Annotated in this window: 18 protein-coding genes and 1 pseudogene; 8 read left to right on the forward strand and 11 right to left on the reverse strand. The window is 56.7% G+C overall.

All coding sequences use genetic code 11. The features are described from left to right. Positions 1-399: 399 nt before the first annotated feature. From FVB43_RS24835 to FVB43_RS03850, 4 genes and pseudogenes are all read right to left on the reverse strand, one after another. Positions 400-688: pseudogene (locus FVB43_RS24835) on the reverse strand (helix-turn-helix domain-containing protein); the annotation flags it as partial. A 157-nt stretch (positions 689-845) separates the two neighbouring features. Continuing rightward, complete coding sequence (gene symE / locus FVB43_RS03840; RefSeq protein ID WP_167863402.1) at positions 846-1,187, reverse strand: endoribonuclease SymE; 342 nt, start codon at positions 1,185-1,187, stop codon at positions 846-848. Between the two features lie 227 nt (positions 1,188-1,414). Further along, on the reverse strand, positions 1,415-1,996 hold the full coding sequence (locus FVB43_RS03845) for a class I SAM-dependent methyltransferase (RefSeq protein WP_167863403.1): 582 nt from the start codon (positions 1,994-1,996) through the stop codon (positions 1,415-1,417). Next, on the reverse strand, positions 1,996-3,009 hold the full coding sequence (locus FVB43_RS03850; RefSeq protein WP_167863404.1) for an HNH endonuclease family protein: 1,014 nt from the start codon (positions 3,007-3,009) through the stop codon (positions 1,996-1,998). The genes FVB43_RS03845 and FVB43_RS03850 overlap by 1 nt, the downstream gene beginning before the upstream one ends. 123 nt (positions 3,010-3,132) lie before the next feature. Here FVB43_RS03850 and FVB43_RS24720 point away from each other — a divergent pair, with 123 nt between their 5' ends. From FVB43_RS24720 to FVB43_RS03860, 3 genes are all read left to right on the forward strand, one after another. Further along, positions 3,133-3,255: a hypothetical protein gene (locus FVB43_RS24720; RefSeq protein WP_277950364.1), complete on the forward strand. Its 123-nt coding sequence runs from the start codon at positions 3,133-3,135 to the stop codon at positions 3,253-3,255. A gap of 267 nt (positions 3,256-3,522) precedes the next feature. Further along, positions 3,523-3,915 (forward strand): polymorphic toxin type 44 domain-containing protein, encoded by a 393-nt coding sequence (locus tag FVB43_RS03855; protein WP_167863405.1) that lies wholly within the window; start codon positions 3,523-3,525, stop codon positions 3,913-3,915. Then, positions 3,893-4,324, forward strand: a complete 432-nt coding sequence (locus FVB43_RS03860) for a hypothetical protein (RefSeq protein ID WP_167863406.1) — start codon at positions 3,893-3,895, stop codon at positions 4,322-4,324. Before FVB43_RS03855 ends, FVB43_RS03860 begins: the two co-directional genes overlap by 23 nt. Positions 4,325-4,933: 609 nt before the next feature. Here FVB43_RS03860 and FVB43_RS03865 read toward each other — a convergent pair. Next, positions 4,934-5,071, reverse strand: coding sequence for a hypothetical protein (locus FVB43_RS03865; RefSeq protein WP_167863407.1), 138 nt, complete (start codon positions 5,069-5,071; stop codon positions 4,934-4,936). 11 nt (positions 5,072-5,082) lie between these two features. Continuing rightward, positions 5,083-7,809: an HTH-type transcriptional regulator MalT gene (gene malT / locus FVB43_RS03870; RefSeq protein ID WP_133843937.1), complete on the reverse strand. Its 2,727-nt coding sequence runs from the start codon at positions 7,807-7,809 to the stop codon at positions 5,083-5,085. Between the two features lie 466 nt (positions 7,810-8,275). On the opposite strand from malT, the gene malP reads away from it, so the two are divergent. Next, positions 8,276-10,678, forward strand: a complete 2,403-nt coding sequence (gene malP / locus FVB43_RS03875; RefSeq protein ID WP_167863408.1) for a maltodextrin phosphorylase — start codon at positions 8,276-8,278, stop codon at positions 10,676-10,678. A 9-nt stretch (positions 10,679-10,687) separates the two neighbouring features. Next, complete coding sequence (gene malQ, locus FVB43_RS03880; protein ID WP_167863409.1) at positions 10,688-12,775, forward strand: 4-alpha-glucanotransferase; 2,088 nt, start codon at positions 10,688-10,690, stop codon at positions 12,773-12,775. A gap of 649 nt (positions 12,776-13,424) precedes the next feature. On the opposite strand, the gene malG is transcribed toward malQ, so the two are convergent. The 3 genes from malG to malE all read right to left on the reverse strand — a co-directional run bounded on the left by malG (position 13,425) and on the right by malE (position 17,197). After that, positions 13,425-14,315 (reverse strand): maltose ABC transporter permease MalG, encoded by an 891-nt coding sequence (gene malG / locus FVB43_RS03885; protein ID WP_167863410.1) that lies wholly within the window; start codon positions 14,313-14,315, stop codon positions 13,425-13,427. A gap of 12 nt (positions 14,316-14,327) precedes the next feature. Then, on the reverse strand, positions 14,328-15,893 hold the full coding sequence (malF, locus tag FVB43_RS03890) for a maltose ABC transporter permease MalF (protein ID WP_167863411.1): 1,566 nt from the start codon (positions 15,891-15,893) through the stop codon (positions 14,328-14,330). Between the two features lie 89 nt (positions 15,894-15,982). Beyond that, positions 15,983-17,197, reverse strand: a complete 1,215-nt coding sequence (gene malE / locus FVB43_RS03895; RefSeq protein ID WP_159337342.1) for a maltose/maltodextrin ABC transporter substrate-binding protein MalE — start codon at positions 17,195-17,197, stop codon at positions 15,983-15,985. A 376-nt stretch (positions 17,198-17,573) separates the two neighbouring features. Here malE and malK point away from each other — a divergent pair, with 376 nt between their 5' ends. The 3 genes from malK to malM all read left to right on the forward strand — a co-directional run bounded on the left by malK (position 17,574) and on the right by malM (position 21,114). After that, entirely contained in the window at positions 17,574-18,683 is a 1,110-nt protein-coding gene (gene malK, locus FVB43_RS03900; protein WP_133843925.1) for a maltose/maltodextrin ABC transporter ATP-binding protein MalK, read from the forward strand. 26 nt (positions 18,684-18,709) lie between these two features. Next, entirely contained in the window at positions 18,710-20,008 is a 1,299-nt protein-coding gene (locus tag FVB43_RS03905; RefSeq protein WP_166653729.1) for a maltoporin, read from the forward strand. Positions 20,009-20,223: 215 nt separating this feature from the next. After that, on the forward strand, positions 20,224-21,114 hold the full coding sequence (gene malM / locus FVB43_RS03910) for a maltose operon protein MalM (RefSeq protein ID WP_167863412.1): 891 nt from the start codon (positions 20,224-20,226) through the stop codon (positions 21,112-21,114). 44 nt (positions 21,115-21,158) lie between these two features. Here malM and FVB43_RS03915 read toward each other — a convergent pair whose 3' ends face one another. Both FVB43_RS03915 and FVB43_RS03920 read right to left on the reverse strand, forming a co-directional pair. Further along, complete coding sequence (locus FVB43_RS03915) at positions 21,159-21,977, reverse strand: GNAT family N-acetyltransferase (protein WP_167863413.1); 819 nt, start codon at positions 21,975-21,977, stop codon at positions 21,159-21,161. 69 nt (positions 21,978-22,046) lie between these two features. Beyond that, positions 22,047-22,685: a DUF4431 domain-containing protein gene (locus FVB43_RS03920; RefSeq protein ID WP_133843916.1), complete on the reverse strand. Its 639-nt coding sequence runs from the start codon at positions 22,683-22,685 to the stop codon at positions 22,047-22,049. Positions 22,686-22,779 lie beyond the last annotated feature (94 nt).

The following is a 22,779-nucleotide window of genomic DNA, read 5'->3' on the forward strand; positions in this document are numbered from 1 at the left end:
TTTAAGCGATAATACTACAACATTCTTTTGAAAATTTATCGTTGTTCTGGCCTGTATTGGTTGTAACTCAAGGCTATAGCTTTCTTCTCAGCAAAAGTGTCATAACATCCGGACTCAGAGATGCAAGCCTAAATGCGTCAGCCATATATTCTTGTTCCCGGCTTTGCTATTGTTAGCCACCTTTTGTCGGTTTCTTCCGTGGTTTGAGCAGGGAAGCCAGTTCAGCGGATGTAGTCCCTCTTTCTTTCAGTGCTGTAGCATTTCGGAGGTGGCTTGTTTTCATGCTGGCTTCGGCCTGAGTATCGGCTTTTTCATGTCTGCCGACGATCCCGGTACGTGAGTTTTTAACCACGGACGGTTGGCGTGACGGAATGATTTTTGAGGGAGAAAAGTTATCGTTTTTTACCAGGCGAAAATCCTGTAGCTGACGCCCCAGCTCATCTTCAGCCGCTAATTTGTTCAAATCACCTTCCAGCCCTAAAACTTGCATCACGGACAGGTACGCCCCTATCGTGACACCTGAGCCCCCCGCTTCCAGGGAACGTAGCGTCACTGGCGTCATCCCTGCACGTTCCGCAACCTGTTTGGCTGTGAGTTTACGTCGCAGGCGGGCGAGTTTCAGTCTCTCACCAAAATCAGTAAGCAGTCGGTTTGTGGCAGGGAGTAAAGATGCTGTTTTTTTCGCCATAATGTCAATATTTTATCTTTATGTAGTGCTTATGGCCATAATATTATCACTTTGGTGGTGCAGCTTGGCTGGCTATTGGATCTGTGCAGCCAGGGGCTTTCTGGCATTGCTCAACGACTGGCAATCCCGCCCTTCGGGCGGGACTCACCCCCAGCCCTTACCCTCTCACCCGTTTCCCCGCAATCACCCCAATAAACTCTTCCACTTGGCGCTGCTTACGTACCGACAGCGTGCAGACCTTCCTCAGTGACGTCATCAACGCTGATTCCTGCGGTTCGGGATCGCGTGCGGTGAGAACCAGGCAGCCTTTCATCACGCGGATATCGATTTTGGTGCCGGTGGCAAAACCTGCGGCTTCCAGCCATTTCCCTTTGATGCTCAGCGCCGGGATTTGCTGGTAATCTGGATAGGTGCTCGCATAAGTCACGGTTAAATGGCGCAGCGTGGGCGCGGTGACTTCTGATTTAACAACGTCTGTATTACAATCCTGCTCAGCCATGATAACTACTCCTGATAGTTGTTGCGGTTAGCGGTATGACGGTGTTCCTAGCACCTTCATGCCGCGATTAATTACCCTGTTATTATAACCAGCAGTAAAAACTAAGCACTCTGCAAATACAGTCAATGTTAAAAAATGCAGCATGGCTCAGAAAAGTAATGAAAGGGATGCAACTCCGCATTGCGATAGCTATTTATATTTTTCATTCCATATTGAGTTTCAATTATTTATTTTTTTCTCAATAATGAATTTAACCATTTTTCGTTCTGGCGTTCGGGCCGTTTATCCCCGGTTATCCAGGTATCCAGCAGAACGATATTTTCTAAATCAGCGATAAGATCGTTTAACTTTATTTCATCCATATCCGTAAACACACGTCCATCTTTCTCCCTTTCCCCGCTGCCATATTTAAACGACAGATACCAAACCCCACCCGGTTTCAACGCCCTGGCTAACCGCGACATCACCTCAGGCAACTCTGCCAGCGGCACATGCAGCAGCGATGCGCAGCACCAGATACCGTTATAGCGTTCTACTTCAGTGACATCCTCGAAGCGCTTCTGCTCAACGGGCAGGCCGCTATGCTGGCGGGCAAGTTCCACCAGTTCGGCAGAGGCATCGAATGCTTCCACGTCATAGCCCATCTCGTGAAACGCCTTTGCATCACGTCCGGAGCCGCAACCGGCATCTAAAATGCGTGCACCAGGCTTCAGGTGTGCGACAAACGGCTGATACAGCGCCGACATATCCACGGTCACCGTCTCAGTGAAAAAGCGCTCGGCATGCTGCTGGTAGTAGTCATTGTTCATCAGAAAATAGCGTCTCCCTGCGCGGTGGGATGCCAGGTGCTTAGTCCGGCATTACGCGCGTTCTGCCACTGGGTTTGCAGAAAATCATGGCGTTGGTGAAATGTTTTACCTGTCTGCTCCGTCAGGGTTTCATGCAGCGGCAAGTGGCTGTTAATAAAGTATTCGTTACGATCCTCCAGCCGTTCCAGCAGTTCCACTGATGGAATAAGTGCAGACTTGCCTCCCTGGCCGCGATTGCAGTTCCTGCACGCCAGCACCAGGTTCCAAACGCCGTTCAGGTTGGCGTGGGTGGCGTTGAGCATCCAGGGGATGAAGTGGTCCACGTCGGCCAGGTTCTCGTGGCCGGATTGCAGGCTGATATCGCGATAGCAGTAGAAACAGCGGCCCTTCTGGTAGCCGTTCAGGCTGTCGCGGCAACGGGTGATATTGACGCGACGCTTGTTCTGGCGGCTGAACAGCAGCTGATCTTCCGGGTCATACTCCACCGCGATCAGGTGGCTGGAAACACCGAGCGCCCAGGCCTGTTCGACCAGCCGCCAGCGGGCGTCGGTTTCCTTCACCAGGTTGTGAAACTGCGTGGTCTGCGTCAGCTGGTAGAAGTTATCGGTCAGGCGGATGCCTTTGCTGGATTTACGTTCGTCGATAAAAAAGCGTTTATCGATCTCTGCGCGGTTAACGTTATGGAAAGCATCAATCACGTTGGCAAAGCCATGGCGCACGGTCTGTTCAATCAGCTGCGCTTCATCGATCTCATCGTTATTGAACTGTACGCAGCTCGCCAGAAACTGGCTGCCGCGAGAGGTGATTTGTTTCGGCGCATGGTGCAGGTGCGTGCAGAGATGGCGAGCAAAGGGTGCAGCCAGGGTTTCCAGCGTGATCAGGTCGTCCTGATGCTGCTGCAAATCGTACAGCGCATGGGCGAGGGCGAATTTGTACGAGGCAACATTCCTGCCAAAAAGGATCACCCCGCGCCAGTAGTTCTCCAGCGTCGGATCGGCCTGATAGAAGCGCATAGAAGATGTGTTCCGCTACGGTGTGCGCCCGGAGTGTAAGCCGGACAAGTAACGTGATCACATAACAAACGGGGGCGGTTGTAAACCAAAAATGCGGGATGCCTCGCAAAAAGGGATTAGACAATGAAACTGAAACCAGGCTGCATTCTTTACCCCGTCATGCTACCTCAACGCTATCTGCTGATATTCCACGGCAATAATCTGCGTAACACGCTTCTCAGTTACAGAAGTGGGTATGACCATTGATCTAAGGGTAAATGATATTTCTGATGGAGCAATGTAGGGGGCGTTACTCTGATTACTAATACTGGTTCCGATAATAATAAAATAATGATGTTGTTTTCAAAGGTCATCATGGGATTTATTTGGATTTTTATAGCATTGTTCAGAATTGAAAATGTGATAAATTTATTTCAATTGATTGATGGTTAATGATCTTTTTCAAGGTGGGAATGGGTTTGATTCTCCATCCAAGATAATGGAACTATAGACAACTGAGTAAGGATACTTGTTATGGCGATAATTCCCATCATGCCTGATGGTGGTTTTGATATTCTTCGAAAAAATTTGAATGAAGCAAGATTTCGAAGTGTGGGTAAAAATATGGCAACACCGACGACATATTATTGGTTTTATCAAAAGGTCAGAAATCGCGGTCCATGGGATTATAAGCAGAGAAATCGAGCCTGGGCTGACTTTGGTAATTTCAATTTTGGAGCAACGGGATATGCTGTTGGTATTCCGATCGATATATTGTTAATGGGGGCGGGATTTGCGCAGAAGATGGCAGGAACATCAAAAGCAGAGTGGGGGCATTGGTATGATTTACCACCATATGGTGATGATCCCATAGACCAAAGATGGATTAATCAAGGAATCGACTATGCAAGGCAGCACGGTTATTAAATGGATACACCGACTGCTAACGGCAGTTTTACTGGTGCTGGTTGTCGGTAACGTGGCTTACCGTTATTACGTAGGGCCACCTTATGATGATGCGCTGTATCAATCCCGGCAGCTTAATGACGATACCTGGCTATACGTGACAAAATATCAGGGCGGCGGGGCAACGGTATCTGAGGTTTACCGCTACTATCTGGCGGGTGAAATACAAAAGGACGTATTAAAGGTCTTGGGAAATACGGCACCTTTTCTTACTTCGGACAGTGATGGGGCCAGCGTCACAAAAGTGGGCAACCGGGTAACGGTCAGGATCACAGGAAGGATTTATAATTTCACCAACGCCGTTTTATATACTTCTGATCGGGTGGATGTGATACCGACCATCGAGTTATATGCCATTAACTCAAGGTGATATCGGGTCCCGCCATGCCAGGCTTCACCCTGGTGATGGTTTGCACGATGGCCCAGGTCAAGGCCAGGGTCAACGTCAAGGGCGTTTCGCTTTCCCGCTGCGCGGGCTGAGCGACCAAAGGGCGGCAGTCGCCCCGCCCTTTGGAATCCGGGCTTTGCGGCAGGCGCATCGCCCGCTTTCAGCGGGTGCCTTCGCAAGCGTCGTTCACCGACGGAGCGGTCGTGACGGCACATCCCTGTGCCGGCTCTCCCTCTCACCGCCGTCCTGGCGGTTCGTCCTGGTTCACTGTGCTTCCTCAGCGCTGCTGAATGCCGCCTCAACGTCAAAACCCAGGTCAAAACCCAAACCGAAAACAACTCAGGATGCGAAGGGGGAGACCCTTTTTTCCGGTCTGCCCGTGATGTTGAGTAGGACGGCAATCCGGAGTTACGGGGCGATCGGAAAAGATGATCGCCCCCTACGAAAGATCGCAATGCAGTCGGGGTTTTAAAATTTACAGCGAGCGCGATCTTGCGGGGAGGGGGCCAGTTTGAGGTAAGCCGGACGTCACGCGACAGGACGTCGCGTGCCGAGGCCCGCAGGGATGCGTCTTTTGCCGATCCGGCGTGCTCAAACTGGCCCCAGACCGGTCGCTGAACAGGCAGCCAGTACCAGACCGGTTGCTGAACAGGTAGCCAGTACCAGACCGGTCGCTGAACAGGCAGCCAGTACCAGACCGGTCGCTGAACAGGCAGCCAGTAAAAGCATTTCCGGGGCCCTTACGCCCCGTACCCCATCACTTGCAACAGATGCTGTGCCTGCTGCACGGCTTCCTGACGGTGCGCCACGCCCAGCTTCTGATACAGATTACGGATATGGGTTTTGATGGTAGTGGAGGCCACGTCCAGCTCCCCGGCTATCTGGTCGTTGCTGTAGCCAGAATAAATCAACCCCAGTACCTGCCATTCACGCTGGGTGAGCGGGCTGGTGCGGATCAGCTCCGGCACCTGCGGATGCGTCAGCAGTTTATTGACAAAACCTTCGTCGAAATGCGCAAACTTATGGCGATGATGCTGGTTAATCTCGCGTAAAATCAGCTGCGCCCGGCGCTGCTCCAGGTCGGGCAGCAGGTTAAGCTGGATCAGCTGACGCAGCTGCTGCGCCATCATCTCCCCTTCAATCACAAAGTGGCTGATAAACCCGGTGCGGTTCGCCAGCCCCAGCGCTTCAATCAGGGCATGCTGCGCTTCCCCTTTGCGGCCGGTGTGCCAGTAAAGCAGGTTGCTCAGCAGCAGGTTGCGGTTCAGGTCGCTGGTCAGGCGCAGCTGGCGCGCATTCTGATTCAGCTCATCCAGCACCACTTCGGCTTCATCAAACTTCTCCAGCAGGATCTGCACGCGGGCGATATTACGCCACTGGCCCTGCTGGAAATGGTTATCGGCCATATCGGGTTTACGCGCCTGTTGCAGCCACTGGCGTGCGGCGGCTTTATCGCCCACCATCTGCCAGTAGGTGACGCGCGGCTTGTCAGTGTTGGTCAGCCAGTCGATATGATACTGGCCGGTTTTCAGCAGCGCCTCGCAGCGTTGTAAATGATGATGGGCATTATCCAGCTGACCGCGTGCCAGCGAGCACTTCGCCAGCATGGCCAGGCACTGCAACTGCTGCTGGGGATGGAAGTTAGTCAGTATCTCCAGCCCCTGACGTGCGGCGTCTTCGGCATCGTCCAGGCGGGACCACGACCATAACAGCTGCGATCGCAGACGCAGTAAAAACTCGTGCATCGGCAGCTGTTCAAGATGCTGTTCGCGCACCAGTTCGAACGCGCGATCCTGCATCTCAAACGCGGCCTGCAAAAAGCCCTGAGCGATAAGGATCTCGCTCTGCTGTATCAGTGCCCACAGCGCGTAGTGATAGGCTTCGTGACGGCGGGCAATCTGTTCCGTCTGCTGCATCAGCGGCAGGGCGCGGGCCAGGTCGCCTTTGCAGTGCTGGATCTCCCCGGTGACGGAGGTGGCAACAATCCGGCTGTAAAAGCTTTCATACGGCAGAAAACGAAGCGCCTCGGCCGCCAGCTGTTCCGCCTCATCCTGGCGTCCGTCATTGATGGCGACCTGCGCACGCAGCGCATTGAACTCCGCGTTCAGGTCCTGATCCATCACGATATCGCGCTTCTGCATCTCGCTTTCCGCCTGCGCCAGCAGGGTATCGACCTCAGCGTAGCGGTGCTGGCTCTGCGCCAGCCAGGCCTGCAACAGCACCAGCCTGGGGCTCTGGATCAGGCGGTCATAAGGCAGGGCGGCCAGGCACTCTTCCAGCAGCGCCAGCTCGCTCTGATTAAACAGTGACCAGGCGTGTTGCAGCATAATATCGCGCAGCATATCGATGTCATCGGCACCCAGCGCGTGGTGGATTGCCTCCGCCGGGAACCCCTGCGCCAGCCAGCCTTCGGCGGCCGCACGGTGAATGGCGGGCAGCTCACTCGCCAGTTCCCACTGGCAGCGCTGACGCAGGAAGGTGGCGAACAGGGGATGGAAGCTGAACCACTCGCCGCTGTCATCCATGCGGTGAATAAACAGGCCCTGACGCTCTAACTCTTCCAGACGCTGCTGGCCATTATCCCCCCCGGTCAGGCGCACAATCAGGGCATCGTTCATCGAGCGCAGCAACGAGCAGCGCAACAGGAAATCACGGGTCGGGGCATCGACGCGGTCCAGCACCTCATCCACCAGATAATCGGAAAGGTGGCTGGCGTTCAGCCCTGCCAGCTTACGCGCAGACTGCTGAGTCGATTGTCGTGAAGGCGTGCTGGACTGGCGCGCCGAGAGGGCAATCAGCTGTAAGGCGGTGGCCCAGCCCGCCACGTCATCACACAGACGGCTGCTGTCGGCCTGGTCGATGGGATCGTTAAGGCGGTTATCGAAAAATTGCTGCGTTTCAGGATGCGTAAAGGCCAGATGGGTGGCATTCAGTTCAAGCAGCTGTTCACGCACGCGTAGGTTGGCGATCCCCAGCGGCGGCAGGGTGCGCGAAAGCACCACCAGCGAGAGGTTCTCCGGCTGATGACGTAAAAAGAAACGCATCCCTTCATGGATCGCATCGTTGGTGATCAGATGATAATCATCGATCACCAGCAACAGCGGGCGATGCCAGTCGGAGAGCTCGACGAACAGTTGGGCGAACAGCGCCGGCAGACTGGCGTACTGATGCTTCAGGCTCAGCGCTTCACTTTTGCCGCAATGGCCGCCGCAGGCCTGCTGGATGGCGGCAATCAGATAACTGGCAAAACGCTCCGGCAGGTTGTCGCTTTCATCAAGAGAATACCAGCCCAGATCGCTCTTACCCGCCGCCCAGTGCGCGACCAGCGTGGTTTTGCCATACCCCGCCGGGCTGCCGACCAGGGTCAGACGATAATGCGGCGCTGCCGACAGCCGGTTCAGCAGTCGGTCGCGCACCACGGTATTTTGCTGCCGCACCGGGCGGCTCAATTTTGATGGGATCAGCATTTTTTTTCGATTCTTTTGACGGTAGTCAGAGGGCGTAATAATTATTTCGCAGCGTGTAATTAATCACTTTTTCTAAAGTCCTCCTTTGAAACATCGAATGCAACAATGTTACGTATTTACATGCTGTTAACTTGCTCTGCATCACACTTCTAAAGACAAATTTTGCACCACTCCCCCTGACCCTGCATCCCCTCCGGCTACGCCCCGGTGCTCCTCCCCGTCTAATCGCTGGCGGGAGGATGTTGCACGTCGTAGAAGGCTTCAGCATAGGGATATAAGAGCTTATCCCATTAGGCTATTTTACTTGCCATTTTGGCCCTGGGCAGTGCTCAAAATCCTCACGTACTGCGTGTACGCTCCGGTTTTTCCGCGCTGTCCGTGTCCAAACTGGCCGCGACAATGACGCCTACTGGGATAGGCTCTAACACTCTACTTTCCTACAGATTCCCGAATAAAGAGGCATGTGATGCAGGTGACGTTAGATAAAACACAGTTTATCGCTGCGCTAAAACGCCAGTGGCAGGGGTTCGGTTTGCAGCAGGCGCAGGATATGACGCCCCACCAGTGGTGGCAGGCGACCAGTGCGGCGTTATCAGAACAACTGAACGCACAGCCTGCACCCGCAGCGACCCGGCAGCCGCAGCGCCATGTGAACTACATTTCGATGGAATTTCTGATTGGCCGTCTGACCGCCAACAACCTGATCAACCTGGGCTGGTATGACACGGTCAGCCAGGCGCTGAAAGAGCAGGGCGTTGAGCTGGCCGATGTGCTGGAGCAGGAGACCGATCCGGCGCTGGGCAACGGCGGGCTGGGGCGTCTGGCGGCCTGTTTCCTTGACTCGATGGCCACCGTCGGGCAGCCCGCTACGGGCTATGGCCTGAATTATCAGTACGGTCTGTTCCGCCAGTCCTTTAAAGAGGGCCAGCAGCAGGAAGCCCCGGACAACTGGCATCGCGAAAGCTATCCGTGGTTCAGCCACAACAGCGCGCTGTCAGTCGATGTCGCCTTCGGCGGCAAACTGGTGAAGAACGCGCAGGGCGCAGAGCAGTGGCAGCCCGCGTTTACGCTGCGCGGTGAAGCCTGGGATCTGCCGGTGGTGGGGTATCAAAATGGCGTCACCCAGCCGCTGCGTCTGTGGCAGGCCACCGACGTGCATCCGTTCGATCTGACGCTGTTTAACGACGGCGCGTTCCTGAAGGCGGAGCAGAAAGGTATCGATGCCGCGAAGCTGACGAAAGTGCTGTATCCGAATGACAACCACGATGCCGGAAAACGGCTGCGCCTGATGCAGCAGTATTTCCAGTGTGCCTGTTCGGTCGCCGACATTCTGCGCCGTCATCACTTCCTCGGGCGCGCCATTCAGGATCTGCCCGACTATGAGGTGATCCAGCTGAACGACACCCACCCGACTATCGCCATCCCGGAGCTGCTGCGTATTCTGCTCGACGAGCACCAGCTGGAGTGGGACGCGGCCTGGGCGATCGTCCAGAAGACCTTCGCCTACACCAACCATACCCTGATGCCGGAAGCGCTGGAGTGCTGGGATGAGAAGCTGGTACGCAGCCTGCTGCCGCGCCACTTCTCGCTGATCAAAGCCATTAATGCCCGCTTTAAGAAAGTGGTGGAAAAACAGTGGCCGGGCGACAAAGCAGTGTGGGAAAAACTCTCGGTGCACCAGAACCGTCAGGTGCGCATGGCCAACCTGTGCGTGGTCAGCGGCTTTGCGGTGAACGGCGTGGCGGCGCTGCACTCTGAGCTGGTGGTAAAAGATCTGTTCCCGGAGTACCACCAGCTGTGGCCAAACAAATTCCACAACGTCACCAACGGCATCACCCCGCGCCGCTGGTTAAAGCAGTGCAACCCGGCGCTCTCTGCGCTGCTCGATGACACGCTGAAAACCGAATGGGTGAATAACCTCGATGCGCTGCAAGGGCTGGAGCCTTTCGCCGATGATGCGGCGTTCTGCCAGCGCTATCAGCAGATTAAGCGTGATAACAAAATCACACTGGCCGCGTACGTGAAGCAGGTCACCGGAATTGTGCTTAACCCGGAAGCGATTTTCGACGTGCAGATCAAACGTCTGCACGAGTACAAACGTCAGCATCTCAACCTGCTGCACATTTTGTCGCTCTACCGCCAGCTGCGTGATAACCCGCAAAGGGATATGGCACCGCGCGTGTTCCTGTTTGGTGCCAAAGCCGCGCCGGGCTATTACCTGGCGAAAAACATTATTTACGCCATCAACCAGGTGGCAGAGAAGATCAATCACGATCCGCTGGTGGGCGATCGTCTGAAAGTGGTGTTTATCCCGGATTACCGTGTTTCGGTGGCGGAGCTGATGATCCCGGCGGCGGACGTCTCTGAGCAGATCTCAACCGCAGGTAAAGAGGCCTCCGGCACCGGCAACATGAAGCTGGCACTGAATGGCGCGCTGACCGTCGGCACGCTCGACGGGGCCAACGTCGAGATCGCCGAACAGGTGGGCGAAGACAATATCTTTATCTTCGGCAACACCGTCGATCAGGTGAAAGCGTTGCAGGCCAGTGGCTACGATCCGCTGAGCATCCGCAAGAAAGACAAGCACCTGGACAGCATCCTGAAAGAGCTGGAAAACGGCTTCTTCAGCAACGGCGATAAGCAGGCGTTCAGCCTGATGCTCGACAGCCTGCTGGGAGGCGGGGATCCGTATCTGGTGCTGGCCGATTTCGCGGATTACTGCGCCGCGCAGCAGAAGGTGGATGCCCTGTATCGCAACAGCGATGAGTGGACGCGTAAAACCATCCTCAATACCGCCCGCGTCGGGATGTTCAGTTCAGACCGCTCGATCCGCGATTATCAGCAGCGTATCTGGCAGGCGAAACGCTAAGGAGCCCCCATGGAGCACAACACACTGGAGCAGGCGGCCAGGGAAGCGGGGATCTCCTCCGGCTTTATTAATGCGCACGGGCAGCAGCAGGCGATTGCCGCGGAAACCAAACGCGAGCTGTTAACCGCGATGGGCTGGACGGGGGAGCGCCGTCAGGCCTCCACGCCCGTACCGGGGGTAAAAGTTTTCGTCGCGGGCCAGCGTCTGGCGCTGCCGGTCGAGGGCGACGGTGAATACCTCTGGACGTTGCAACTGGAGAGTGGGGCCACCCAGCGCGGCCGGATTAGCGGCAAAATGACGCTGGCGCTGGCGGGGAAAATCCCGCCGGGTTACCACCAGCTGACCCTGACGCAGGAGGCGCAGACCTGGGATTGCCGGGTGATTGTTGCCCCGAAGCGCTGCTATGAACCGGACGCCTTGCTGGCCGGAAAAAAGCTGTGGGGCGCCTGCGTGCAGCTTTATACGCTGCGTTCGGACAGTAACTGGGGCATCGGTGATTTTGGCGACCTCAGTCTGCTGCTGAAGAAGATTGCCGAACGCGGCGGGGCTTTTGTCGGGCTGAACCCGATCCATGCGCTCTATCCGGCCAACCCGGTGGCGGCCAGCCCTTACAGCCCGTCGTCGCGCCGCTGGCTGAACGTGGTCTATATCGACGTCAGTGCGGTGGACGATTTCAGGCAGAGCGAGGCGGCACAGCACTGGTGGCGGTTGCCCGACACGCAGCAACGCTTAACGGCGGCACGTGCCAGCCACGAGGTGGACTATGCCTGCGTGATGCCGCTGAAGCTGGAAGGCCTGCGCCTGGCGTACGCGCATTTCCTCGGGCGTAAGCCGCAGGATGCGCAGGTTAAAGCGCTGGCAAACTTTACCCGCCAGGGGGGCGAAAGCCTGTGGTTACAGGCCGCTTTTGATGCGCTGTACGCACATCTGGTGCAGGAAAACGGCATCGCTACGGGCTGGAACCACTGGCCGGAGCAGTATCATGATGCCCGCGGCCCGGCGGTGCGGGCGTTTTGCGAGCAGCACGCGCAGGAGGTGGAGTTTTATCTGTGGCTCCAGTGGCTGGCGGAAACCCAGTTCGCGCAGTGCTATCACACCAGCCAGCAGCAGCAGATGTCGATGGGGTTGTATCGCGATCTGGCGGTGGGCGTGGTGGGCGGAGGCGCTGAAACCTGGAGCGACGGCGAACTGTACTGCCTGAAAGCGTCGGTGGGTGCGCCACCGGATATCCTTGGTCCGCTGGGCCAGAACTGGGATCTGCGCCCGATGGACCCGCATGTGATGGTCAACCGGGGCTATCAGCCGTTTATCGATCTGCTGCGGGCCAATATGACCCACTGCGGCGCGCTGCGCATTGATCATGTGATGGCGCTGCTGCGTCTGTGGTGGATCCCGGCGGGCGAGACGGCGGATAAAGGCGCGTATGTGCACTATCCGGTGGACGATCTGCTGGCGATCCTCGCGCTGGAGAGTCAGCGGCATCGCTGTATGGTGATCGGCGAAGATCTGGGCACGGTGCCGGTGGAGATCGTCAGCAAGCTGCGCGAGGGCGGGGTTTACTCCTACAAGGTGCTCTATTTTGAGCGCGATGAAGAGAACAACTTCCGTGCGCCGCAGTCGTATCCGGTGCAGGCGATGGCCACCATCACCACGCATGATCTGCCGACGCTGCGCGGCTACTGGCAGGCAGACGATCTGACGCTGGGGAAAACGCTCGGACTGTATCGCGACGAGAGCGTGTTGCAGGAGCTGTACCTTGACCGGGCACGTGCGCGTCAGGGGCTGCTCGACGGGCTGCATCATTACGACTGCATTCCGAAGAAAACCGGCAGCCATGCGGAGCTGATGGCGATGACCCCGGTGATTAACCGTGGCCTGCAACGCTATGTGGCCGACAGTGCCAGTGCGCTGCTGGGCTTGCAGCCAGAGGACTGGCTGGATATGTCCACCCCGGTGAACGTGCCGGGCACCAGCGATGAGTATCCGAACTGGCGGCGTAAGCTCTCCCATACGCTGGAGGAGATGTTCGCGGATGACCAGGTGAATAAGCTGATTAAAGACCTGGATAAACGGCGGCGTAAGGTGTCGGTAAGCTGAGGTTAATGCAGTAAAAAGAGGGTTCCTTCTGGTGGGGGAACCCTTTTTTGTTGGGTAAAAACCATCATAATCAGGGGGCGGCCACTGAGGTATTCCTATAAAACTACACGGGCATTATCCGTGGCCGGTCTTCTGTTCCGATCGACCAGTGACGCAGGTCTGCACGATGGTCCAGGTCAACGTCAAGGGCGTTTCGCTTTCCCGCTGTGCTTCCTCAGCGCTGCTGAATGCCGCCTGAACGTCAAAACCCAGGTCAACATCCAAACCAATTCGCAGAGAGCGTCATGTTATTGCTGTTTTAAAACTTACAGCGAACAATCGTTCTGCGGGGATGGGGCCAGTCTGAGGTAAGCCGGACGTCACGCACCAGGGATGGTGCGTGCCGAGGCCCGCAGGGAGGCGGTTGTTGCCGATCCGGCGTGCTCAGACTGGCCTCAGACCTGAAGCCAGTCTGTCAGCCATTAATATTGGTGGGGAGCCCCCAGTGGGCGGCCTTTGCGAGAGGCCCTTGTAGCGTGGCTGTTCAGAACTCACAGCAGCAACCCCTCGCTGACCTGACATAAAAAAGGGCGGCTTATTCAGCCGCCCAGGACACAGGAAAAAGTACTACACCCGTTACCGGGATAACGCGCAAAAACATCGTTATAAACTAACCCTTCACCCCGCCCGCCGTCAGCCCACCTACCAGCCAGCGCTGGGCAATCAGGAACACCGCCGTAATCGGGATGGCTGAGAGAATAGCGGCAGCGGCGAAGTCGCCCCACAGATAGTTCTGCGGGTTAAGGTACTGCTGCATTCCCACCGCCAGCGTGTAGCTGTTCACATCGCGCAACAGCAGCGAGGCCACCGGCACTTCGGTAATGGCGGCAATAAACGACAGAATAAACACCACCGACAGAATCGGCACCGACAGCGGCAGCAGCACCAGGCGAAACGCCTGCCACGGTGAGGCACCGTCCAGCGCGGCGGCTTCCTCCAGCGAACTGTCGATGGTTTCGAAATAGCCTTTGATCGTCCACACGTGCAGGGCGATGCCGCCCATATAGGCGAAGATCACCCCGCCATGCGTGTTCAGCCCAAGGAACGGGATGTAAATGCCCAGGCGGTCAAACAGGGCGTAGAGCGCCACCAGTGACAGCACCGCCGGGAACATCTGGAAGATCAACATGCCTTTCAGCAGCGAACTTTTGCCACGAAACTTCATGCGGGCAAAAGCATAGGCGCAGGTGGTGGAAAGCGCCACTATTCCCACGGCGGTGATCCCGGCGATCTTGATCGAGTTCCATAACCACAGCAGTACCGGGAACGGCGGCGGCGTCAGGCTGCCGTCACTGTTCGTTACGGTGATCCCCAGCGCCAGCTTCCAGTGATCCCAGGAGACCTGATCCGGGATCAGGCTGCCCGTGGCGAAGTTGCCCGGGCGCAGCGAGATGGTAAATACCATCAGCAGCGGGAACAGGATCAGCGCCAGAAAGCTCAGCAGTAACAGATGTGTGACCAGCAGCCTGACTTTTTGCGACCTCGGTTTTACCATTGGCATTGTTATCACTCCTTAGTCGAATTTCATGCGTGATGCTTTCAGGTTGACGACAGCCAGCGCGCCCACCAGCAGGAAGATCAGCGTGGCAATCGCCGCCGCCAGCCCGAAGTCCTGCCCGCCGCCGCCCTCAAAGGCGATGCGATAGGTGTAGCTCACCAGCAGGTCGGTGTGCCCGGCCGGGGTGGTGGTGCCGAGCATATCCGGCCCGCCGTTGGTCAGCAGCTGGATCAGCACGAAGTTATTAAAGTTAAACGCAAAGCTGGCGATCATCAGCGGCGTCAGGGGTTTGATCAGCAGCGGCAGCGTGATGCGGAAGAAGTTCTGCATCGGCGTTGCGCCGTCCATCGCCGAGGCCTCGTAGAGATCGTCCGGGATCGCCTTCAGCAGGCCCATACACAGGATCATCATGTAGGGATACCCCAGCCAGGTGTTGACGATGATGATCATGCTTTTCGCCGTCCAGGGATCGCTGAACCACGCCGGTTTAATGCCAAACAGCGCATTCAGCATCAGGTTGATTTCCCCGAAGCTCTGATTGAACAGCCCTTTGAAAATCAGAATGGAGATAAACGCCGGGACGGCATAGGGCAGGATCAGCAGGATGCGGTACACCGCTTTGCCTTTCAGCTCCTCCCACTGCACCACACAGGCCAGCACCATGCCGACGGCAACGGTCAGCACCACGGTGAGCAGCGCAAAAATAACCGTCCAGACGAAGATAGAGAGGAACGGCTTCTGGATGCCGTCATCGTGCAGCACGCGCAGGAAGTTGCCCCAGCCGATGCCAACGGTAAAACCGGGGCTGAGTTTCTCTGCCTGCCATTCTCCCTGGGCGTTCACCGCCTGATAAAACCCTGTCTCGCGGTTCGGCTGATAGACCACACCGGACTGGGCATCGGTCAGCTGCTGGTTCTCTTTGTTCAACTGATACAGCGGCTGCGTGCCGGAGAACTGGCGCAGTGAACTCATGCGCAGCGTGTCACCCTCGGGCAATCTGGCACTTAACTGGCCGAGCGCCTGGCGGTTCTGGGTGACCACGCGCAGCCCGGCTTTCTCCCCGGTGGGGGCAGCCTGCGGCGTCATGGTCAGCGTTTGGGGGGCCGACGCGTTAAAGGTGAAAGGCGGGGAAACCAGGACCTCACCGTTGTCAGGGGAAGTGAGGGCCAGCTGCCACTGTTCGCCTGCCGGATAAAGCGCAAAGTTCAGGGCTTTACCGCCCTGGAATTCACGGCCCATCAGCACCGACTGCGCACGTTCAAAGGTCAGCTGGTTAGTGCTGCTGTAGTTAGTAAACGCAATCGCAATAGTACAGACCAGCGGGAACAGCACAAATAACGCCATCCCGGCCAGGCCAGGATAGACATAGCGCCACGAATACGCGCGGCGGTTACCGTAAATGTACAGGCCGGCACTGGAGAGGATCAGCGCCAGAACGGCAAAGAGATATTCACCCTGCGCATACATCAGCACGATCAGATAACCGGTTAAGCAGGTGAGCAGGCCAATGGCCAGCCATTTTATCACCTGACGCAACGGCCATTTTTTGTCAGCGGTCAGACCGGTTTGGGCTACTGGCATAGGGGCTATCCTTGTAGTAACGGCAGGGAGCGGGTTGGCTCTCTGCCGTTTATTTCATGACCTCAACGGCATCAGTCAGTTAACGTTAATTACTTGGTAATGCGTGTTTCAACGTCCTTCAGCGCCTGCTCAACGGTCTGACGGCCATTCACCGCATTAATGATGGCGCTGCGCTCGGCATACCAGAACGCACTCATCTGCGGGATATTTGGCATGATTTCGCCGTTTTTCGAGTTCGCCATGGTGGCGGCGATGCGCGGATCTTTCTCTAACTGTTCCTGATAGGATTTCAGCGCGACCGCGCCCAGCGGTTTGTCTTTATTGACGGCGCTCAGGCCCTCGTTGGTGATCAGGTAGTTTTCCAGGAACTCTTTCGCCAGTTCTTTATTCGGGCTGGCGGCATTGATACCGGCAGTCAGCACGCCGACGAACGGCTTAGACGGTTTGCCATGGAAGGTGGGCAGGAGGGCAACGCCATAGTTGATTTTACTCTTGTCGAGATTCGACCACGCCCACGGACCGTCGATGGTCATGGCGGTCTGGCCTTTATTAAAGGCGGCTTCGGCGATGGAGTAGTCGGTGTCGGCGTTGATGTGTTTGTTTTTCACTAAGTCGATAATGAACTGTAAACCGGCTTTGGCGCCGTCATTGTTCACGCCCGTGTCTTTGATGTTGTATTTGCCGTTCTCATATTTATAGGCATACCCGCCGTCAGCCGCGATGACAGGCCAGGTGAAGTAGGGTTCCTGCAGGTTCCACATGATGGCGCTTTTGCCTTTCGCCCGCAGCGAGGTGTCCAGTGCCGGGATCTCTTCCCAGGTTTTCGGTGCCTCTTTGATCAGGTCTTTGTTATAAATCAGCGACAACGCCTCCACCGCGACCGGGTAGCCGATCAGCTTGCCGTTGAAGGTGACGGCATCCCAGGTGAAGGGGAAAATCTTATCTTTAAAGGCCGCGTCCGGGCTGATCTCAGCCAGCAGGCCGGACTGCGCGTAACCGCCGAAGCGATCGTGCGCCCAGAAAATGATGTCGGGGCCGCCACCGGTCGCGGCCACCTGTGGGTATTTTTCTTCCAGCTTATCCGGGTGCTCGACGGTGACTTTAATGCCGGTGTCTTTTTCAAATTTCTTACCGACTTCCGCCAGGCCGTTATAGCCCTTGTCACCGTTGATCCAGATGACCAGCCTGCCTTCTTCGATTTTGGCAAACGCAGAGGAAGAGAGCACCAGCGTCGCGAGCGCGGTGAGGGCCAGGGTCTGTTTAACGACTTTTTTAACGAAAGGAACCTTGATGCTGAGAGTCATAATCCAATCCTTTTTTATCCTGTTAGGAGTCGGTATTGCTCGTGTCACAGAAGGAATGACAGGGTACGGCGCCAGTGTGGATTCAACCTGCTCTGCCTTCATCATCCCCCCCTCTACGCCCCCGGCCCTCAGAGTGTGATCCCACCGACACTCTCAGACGTTATGTGGTGGAAGGCTCAGTTTGTGGCTTCATTTTTTGCTACCCCGATCACGAATTTGAGCGGGGCAGTGAACTTTCAGCCGTTGCCATGAAGTGACCGTCCTCCCTGCGCCTCCGCCATGAAAAACTTTGTTACGGGTGATTACGTTTACCCACCACTCCTTCACTCTTCGTTGCATCGAGTTTTCTCGCAGGCGTCAAGTACAGGAGTTCAGGATGGCGAGCGTTTCCCTTAACAGCGTGTACAAAGCGTTTGGCAAGACGGTGATTTCCAGTGATATCAACCTGGAGATAAAAGAAGGCGAGTTTGTGGTGTTTGTCGGGCCTTCCGGCTGCGGCAAGTCAACGCTTCTGCGCATGATTGCCGGCCTTGAGGACATCACCTCCGGTGAGCTGAAGATCGGCGATAAACGCATGAACGACGTGCCGCCCTCAGAGCGCGGCATCGGCATGGTCTTTCAGTCTTATGCGCTCTACCCGCACCTGTCGGTGGCCGAGAACATGTCTTTCGGCCTGAAGCTGGCCGGGGCAAAAAAAGCCGAAATCAATCAACGGGTCAACCAGGTTTCTGAGGTGCTCCAGCTGGCCCATTTGCTGGATCGCCGGCCAAAAGCCCTGTCGGGTGGGCAGCGGCAGCGCGTGGCGATCGGTCGTACGCTGGTGGCGGAACCGACGGTGTTCCTGCTGGATGAACCGCTGTCTAATCTGGATGCCGCGCTGCGCGTTCAGATGCGTATCGAGATTTCCCGTCTGCATAAGCGCCTCAGGCGCACCATGATTTACGTGACGCACGATCAGGTGGAAGCGATGACGCTGGCCGACAAGATCGTGGTGCTCGACGCCGGACATATCGCCCAGGTCGGTAAGCCCCTTGAGCTGTATCACTACCCTGCTAACCGCTTTGTCGCCGGATTTATCGGCTCCCCCAAAATGAATTTCCTGCCGGTCAAAGTCACCGGAGCGGAACCCACGCGTGTGCAGGTTGAGCTGCCTAATCGTCAGCAGGTCTGGCTGCCGGTGGAGGGCACGGAGGTGATCGTCGGCAGCAATCTGTCGCTGGGCATTCGTCCTGAACATCTGCTGCCCAGTGACGTGGCTGAGGTCACGTTGTCCGGTGAGGTACAGGTGGTTGAGCAGTTGGGTAACGAAACACAGATTCATATCCAAATTCCGGCCATTCGTCAGAACCTGGTGTACCGCCAGAATGACGTGGTGCTGGTAGAAGAAGGTGCAACATTCGCCATTGGTTTGCCGCCACACCGCTGTCATCTGTTCCGCGAAGACGGAACGGCATGTCGCCGGTTACACCCGGAACCCGGCGTTTGAAAGCACGCGATCCCCTACAGGAGAAAATGATGAGAACAATGCGTATTGCTTCCCTGTCGCTGGCAGTGGCTGCCGGTATCCTTTCTACACAAGCGATGGCGGTTGATTTTACCGGTTATGCGCGTTCGGGCATTGGCTGGTCCGGCAGCGGCGGCGAGCAGCAGTGCTTCAAAGCGACCGGGGCAGACAGCAAATACCGTCTGGGTAACGAGTGCGAAACCTATGCAGAATTAAAACTGGGCCAGGAAGTGTGGAAAGAAGGGGACAAGAGCTTCTACTTCGATACCAACGTGGCCTATTCCGTTTCACAGCAGAATGACTGGGAGTCAACCGATCCGGCTTTCCGCGAAGCGAATGTGAAAGGGAAAAACCTGATCGAATGGCTGCCAGGTTCTACCATGTGGGCCGGTAAGCGCTTCTATCAGCGTCATGACGTCCACATGATCGACTTCTACTACTGGGATATTTCCGGCCCGGGTGCCGGTCTGGAAGATATCGATCTGGGCTTTGGTAAGTTGTCTCTGGCGGCAACGCGTAACACCGAAAGCGGCGGGTCGTTCGGCTATATCGCCGACCAGCGTAATGAAGTGGCCACCTCGAATGACGTGTTCGACGTGCGTCTTGCCGGGCTGAATACTAACCCCGGCGGCGTGCTGGAGTTGGGCGTGGATTACGGACGTGCTAATGCGCGTGATGGCTACTCCCTGGCGAACGATGCCACCAAAGACGGCTGGTTGCTGACGGCAGAACACACGCAGAGTATCTATAACGGCTTCAACAAGTTTGTGTTGCAGTATGCGGCAGACTCGATGACCGATCCGGGCCAGGGCGCGGCAAACGGCCACTCTAACGGCTCGGCGATCAACAACAACGGCAGCATGGTGCGCGTGCTCGACCACGGTGCGATTGATTTCAACGACACCTGGAGCCTGATGTATGTGGGCATGTATCAGGACGTTGACCGTGATAACAACAACGGCACCACCTGGTACACCGTGGGCATGCGTCCAATGTACAAATGGACGCCGATCATGAGCACCCTGCTGGAAGTCGGTTACGACAACGTGAAGTCCCAGCGCACCGGCGATCGTAACGGCCAGTACAAAGTGACCCTGGCCCAGCAATGGCAGGCGGGTAACAGCATCTGGTCACGCCCGGCCATCCGCGTGTTCGCCACCTATGCGAACTGGGATGAGAAGTGGGGTTATGACACGGATACCGGCACCAGCAATGGGTTAGCGATGAATGACACCAGTGCGCGTACTTTCAGCCGCGGCAATGACGATGAGGTGACCTTCGGCGCGCAAATGGAAATCTGGTGGTAACTTTTTCCTTCCTGTTTCGCGCTGCTGATGCGTTGGCTGCGCGGCCTCGCCCCGGTCACGTAGTGATCTACGCTCCCGGGGACTTGGCCGCTTGCCGCCTTCCAGCAACACGAAACCGTTTGGAAAAAGCCGCGTTCAACATGAGCTAAGAAGTGCTGGCTGGCGGTATATCAGTGGATAGCCGCCAGCCTTCAGGTGATCAAAAGGAAACAACCATGAGAAAAAATTTGCTGTCACTGTGTTTGTCGCTGAGCCTGCTGGCGGCGTTGCCTGCCGGGGTTTACGCCGCGCAGCAGGATGCCAGTACCGCACCGGCGATCGCGAGCCAGACCTTACACACGCTTTCATGGACGCCGCTGGTGCCGCCAGTGACGCAGGATGTGACGCTCGGCACTGCCAGCGCCACGATTAATCAGGGGGATATTCAGGGGGCCGTTGCGGCCTTTGCCCTGCCTGCCGACCGGGGATCGCTTGAAATCACCCTGAGCAGTATTGCGACGGGGAAAACGGTGTATGCACCGAATGTATTAGTGCTGGATGAACAGATGCGTCCGGCGGCTTTCTACCCCTCCAGCTACTTCCCGTATCAGCAGCCTGGCATTGTTTCCAGCGATCGTCTGGAAGGCACACTGAAACTGACGCCTGCGCTGGGTCAAAAACAAATTTACCTGCTGGTGTATACCACGCGTCAAGATCTGGCAGAGACAACGCAGATGGTGAACCCGGCGAAAGCCTATGCGGCGGGCGTGGGTAACGCTGTGCCGGATATCCCGGACCCGATTGCCCGCCATACGACAACGGGGTTGCTGAGCCTCAAAGTGTCTGCCGAGCAGAAGAGTGGCAACGTGATGATTGGTCAGGTCTTCCCGTCATCGGCCCCGGCGGCGGCACCTGTCATGGTCGGCAGGACAGCTCCGGCAGCGGCGCCAGCCGTGACGAAGCCGGACGCACCGATGCTCGACGATTCTGAACGCTACTTTAATGACGCGATTTCGAAAGCAGTCAAAGCGGGTGATGTTGATAAGGCATTGAAACTGCTGGATGAAGCGGAGCGTCTGGGCTCGAAAACGGCACGCAAAACCTTTATCGACAGTGTTAAGCGCTGATTTCTCAATCCTGACTGATGCCGAGCCTCCCCGCGCAGGGGAGGTTATTTATCCAGACTGCTCACCATCTCATACTGCTGTAATGCCACCTGCTGATACCCCGCCTGAATAAACAACGGGGCAAACCTTTCCGGCACAGACACCGGCGTGCGGATCCCCGGATAGTGCGCATTTATCTTACCCAGTATCGTACGGGCCCGCCCCTGATGGCAGAAATCGGGCTCGACAAACAAATAGCGCAACTGCGGGGCACCCGTCAGCCAGTCAATCACGGCCCATGCCTGCTCGCCATCGCGAACCACCTGGCAGGGCAACGCGGGAAAGGAGAGAGGGTCCAGCAGCCACGGGATCTCATTCTGCGGGGCGCGCCAGATGGCACGTAACAACGCGTCGGTAGCGGCGATGGGCAGCGGGTTTGTCGGGCCGTTGGGTGACTCCTGACCCGTAAAGCCCAGCAGTGTCTGCCGGGTTTCAAAGCCCAGCGCCTGGTAAAGCGCCACCGCCGCACGGTTTTCAGCAATCACTTCCAGCGCAACCTGAACATAGTTTTTTTCAGCCAGCCGGGATAACAGCGCCAGCATCATTGGCTTCGCCAGCCCGTTGCCGCGAGCGTCCGGGTGCAGCGCAAAGGCGGCGATGCGTGCCCGTAGGCCTCGGGTCGTGACCAGCGCAATGGCGATCGGCTGCTCTCCCTGCATCCACACCAATGACTCAGTGAAATTCAGCCCTTCGGAACAGAAGCGCGCGGCGAAATAGTCCGGGGTGACCGACAGCGGTACGACATACTGCTGAAAGCAGGTGGTCATAATGTCACTGAGTTGCACAATACTGAAATGACTCGCAGGGACGAATAGCGGTGACATAGTCAAACTCCGTTTTGGGGAGGGTTGCTCAACGATAGGCGATAACCGCGTTTTATGCGCGCCGGGAGACTATTCCGCCTCCAGTTTCCCTACCCCAATCATCATCGGCGTATGGTGATGACCCGTCTCGGCAAACAGCAGTGAACCGTTAACGCGCACGCGCTGGCCGATCAGGTGGCGATGGGTTTTATACATGCCCGCCTGCACCAGCAGTTGCATCTGCGCCTGGTCTCCCCAGTTGGCGGCATCATCCGCACACACCGGCTTATCCGCCTGCAATACCCAGTAAACCTCGGCTTCATCGCCTTGTTCAACGCTCTCGTAGTTCGGCGGGCCGGGGAAGGTGATGCGCAGCAGCTTACCTGTCAGCGTCACTTCAGTACCTTCTTCCGGGCAGGCGGTGGGCGGCGGAGTGGTCAGCGCCACATATTTTTGCTGTGAACGGCTGTACCACTCACTCAGGCAGGCGGCGGTCTTGCACTGCTCGCGCAGCGCCCAGTTCTCTTTGGTCATCTGCCGGAATTCACTGCTGTTGCCGCTGGCGGTTTTGGCCTCGTGGTAAACCTTTGCCAGCTGGTCGTCAGCCTGGGACAGGGCAGGTGTGGTGCAGATCAGTTTCTCGCTGACGCTGCTGGCTTTGGTGCAGTCAAAACTCGCCGCATGGGCGCCCAGGGAAAGGGTAAAGCAGAGTAACGCTATCCGTCTCATGGTGTATCCATTGGAATATTTTTACCGGATGTTAATAGCCTGAACCGCCGCACAGATCCACTAAAAACGCACGGCCTCAGCCTGGATGCCATCG

This window comes from Erwinia rhapontici (assembly GCF_012271765.1).
Classification (GTDB): Bacteria; Pseudomonadota; Gammaproteobacteria; order Enterobacterales; family Enterobacteriaceae; genus Erwinia; species Erwinia rhapontici.

Bases quoted from the DNA above. Each gene is read 5' to 3' on its own strand.
- symE (WP_167863402.1), bottom strand. From the start codon at position 1,187: ATGGCTGAGCAGGATTGTAATACAGACGTTGTTAAATCAGAAGTCACC.
- malP (WP_167863408.1), top strand. From the start codon at position 8,276: ATGCAGGTGACGTTAGATAAAACACAGTTTATCGCTGCGCTAAAACGC.
- FVB43_RS03850 (WP_167863404.1), bottom strand. From the start codon at position 3,009: ATGCGCTTCTATCAGGCCGATCCGACGCTGGAGAACTACTGGCGCGGG.
- malG (WP_167863410.1), bottom strand. From the start codon at position 14,315: ATGCCAATGGTAAAACCGAGGTCGCAAAAAGTCAGGCTGCTGGTCACA.
- malF (WP_167863411.1), bottom strand. From the start codon at position 15,893: ATGCCAGTAGCCCAAACCGGTCTGACCGCTGACAAAAAATGGCCGTTG.
- malQ (WP_167863409.1), top strand. From the start codon at position 10,688: ATGGAGCACAACACACTGGAGCAGGCGGCCAGGGAAGCGGGGATCTCC.
- malE (WP_159337342.1), bottom strand. From the start codon at position 17,197: ATGACTCTCAGCATCAAGGTTCCTTTCGTTAAAAAAGTCGTTAAACAG.
- FVB43_RS03905 (WP_166653729.1), top strand. From the start codon at position 18,710: ATGATGAGAACAATGCGTATTGCTTCCCTGTCGCTGGCAGTGGCTGCC.
- malK (WP_133843925.1), top strand. From the start codon at position 17,574: ATGGCGAGCGTTTCCCTTAACAGCGTGTACAAAGCGTTTGGCAAGACG.
- FVB43_RS03845 (WP_167863403.1), bottom strand. From the start codon at position 1,996: ATGAACAATGACTACTACCAGCAGCATGCCGAGCGCTTTTTCACTGAG.
- malT (WP_133843937.1), bottom strand. From the start codon at position 7,809: ATGCTGATCCCATCAAAATTGAGCCGCCCGGTGCGGCAGCAAAATACC.
- FVB43_RS03865 (WP_167863407.1), bottom strand. From the start codon at position 5,071: ATGCTTTTACTGGCTGCCTGTTCAGCGACCGGTCTGGTACTGGCTGCC.
- FVB43_RS03860 (WP_167863406.1), top strand. From the start codon at position 3,893: ATGCAAGGCAGCACGGTTATTAAATGGATACACCGACTGCTAACGGCA.
- FVB43_RS03855 (WP_167863405.1), top strand. From the start codon at position 3,523: ATGGCGATAATTCCCATCATGCCTGATGGTGGTTTTGATATTCTTCGA.
- FVB43_RS24720 (WP_277950364.1), top strand. From the start codon at position 3,133: ATGAAACTGAAACCAGGCTGCATTCTTTACCCCGTCATGCTACCTCAA.
- FVB43_RS03920 (WP_133843916.1), bottom strand. From the start codon at position 22,685: ATGAGACGGATAGCGTTACTCTGCTTTACCCTTTCCCTGGGCGCCCAT.
- malM (WP_167863412.1), top strand. From the start codon at position 20,224: ATGAGAAAAAATTTGCTGTCACTGTGTTTGTCGCTGAGCCTGCTGGCG.
- FVB43_RS03915 (WP_167863413.1), bottom strand. From the start codon at position 21,977: ATGTCACCGCTATTCGTCCCTGCGAGTCATTTCAGTATTGTGCAACTC.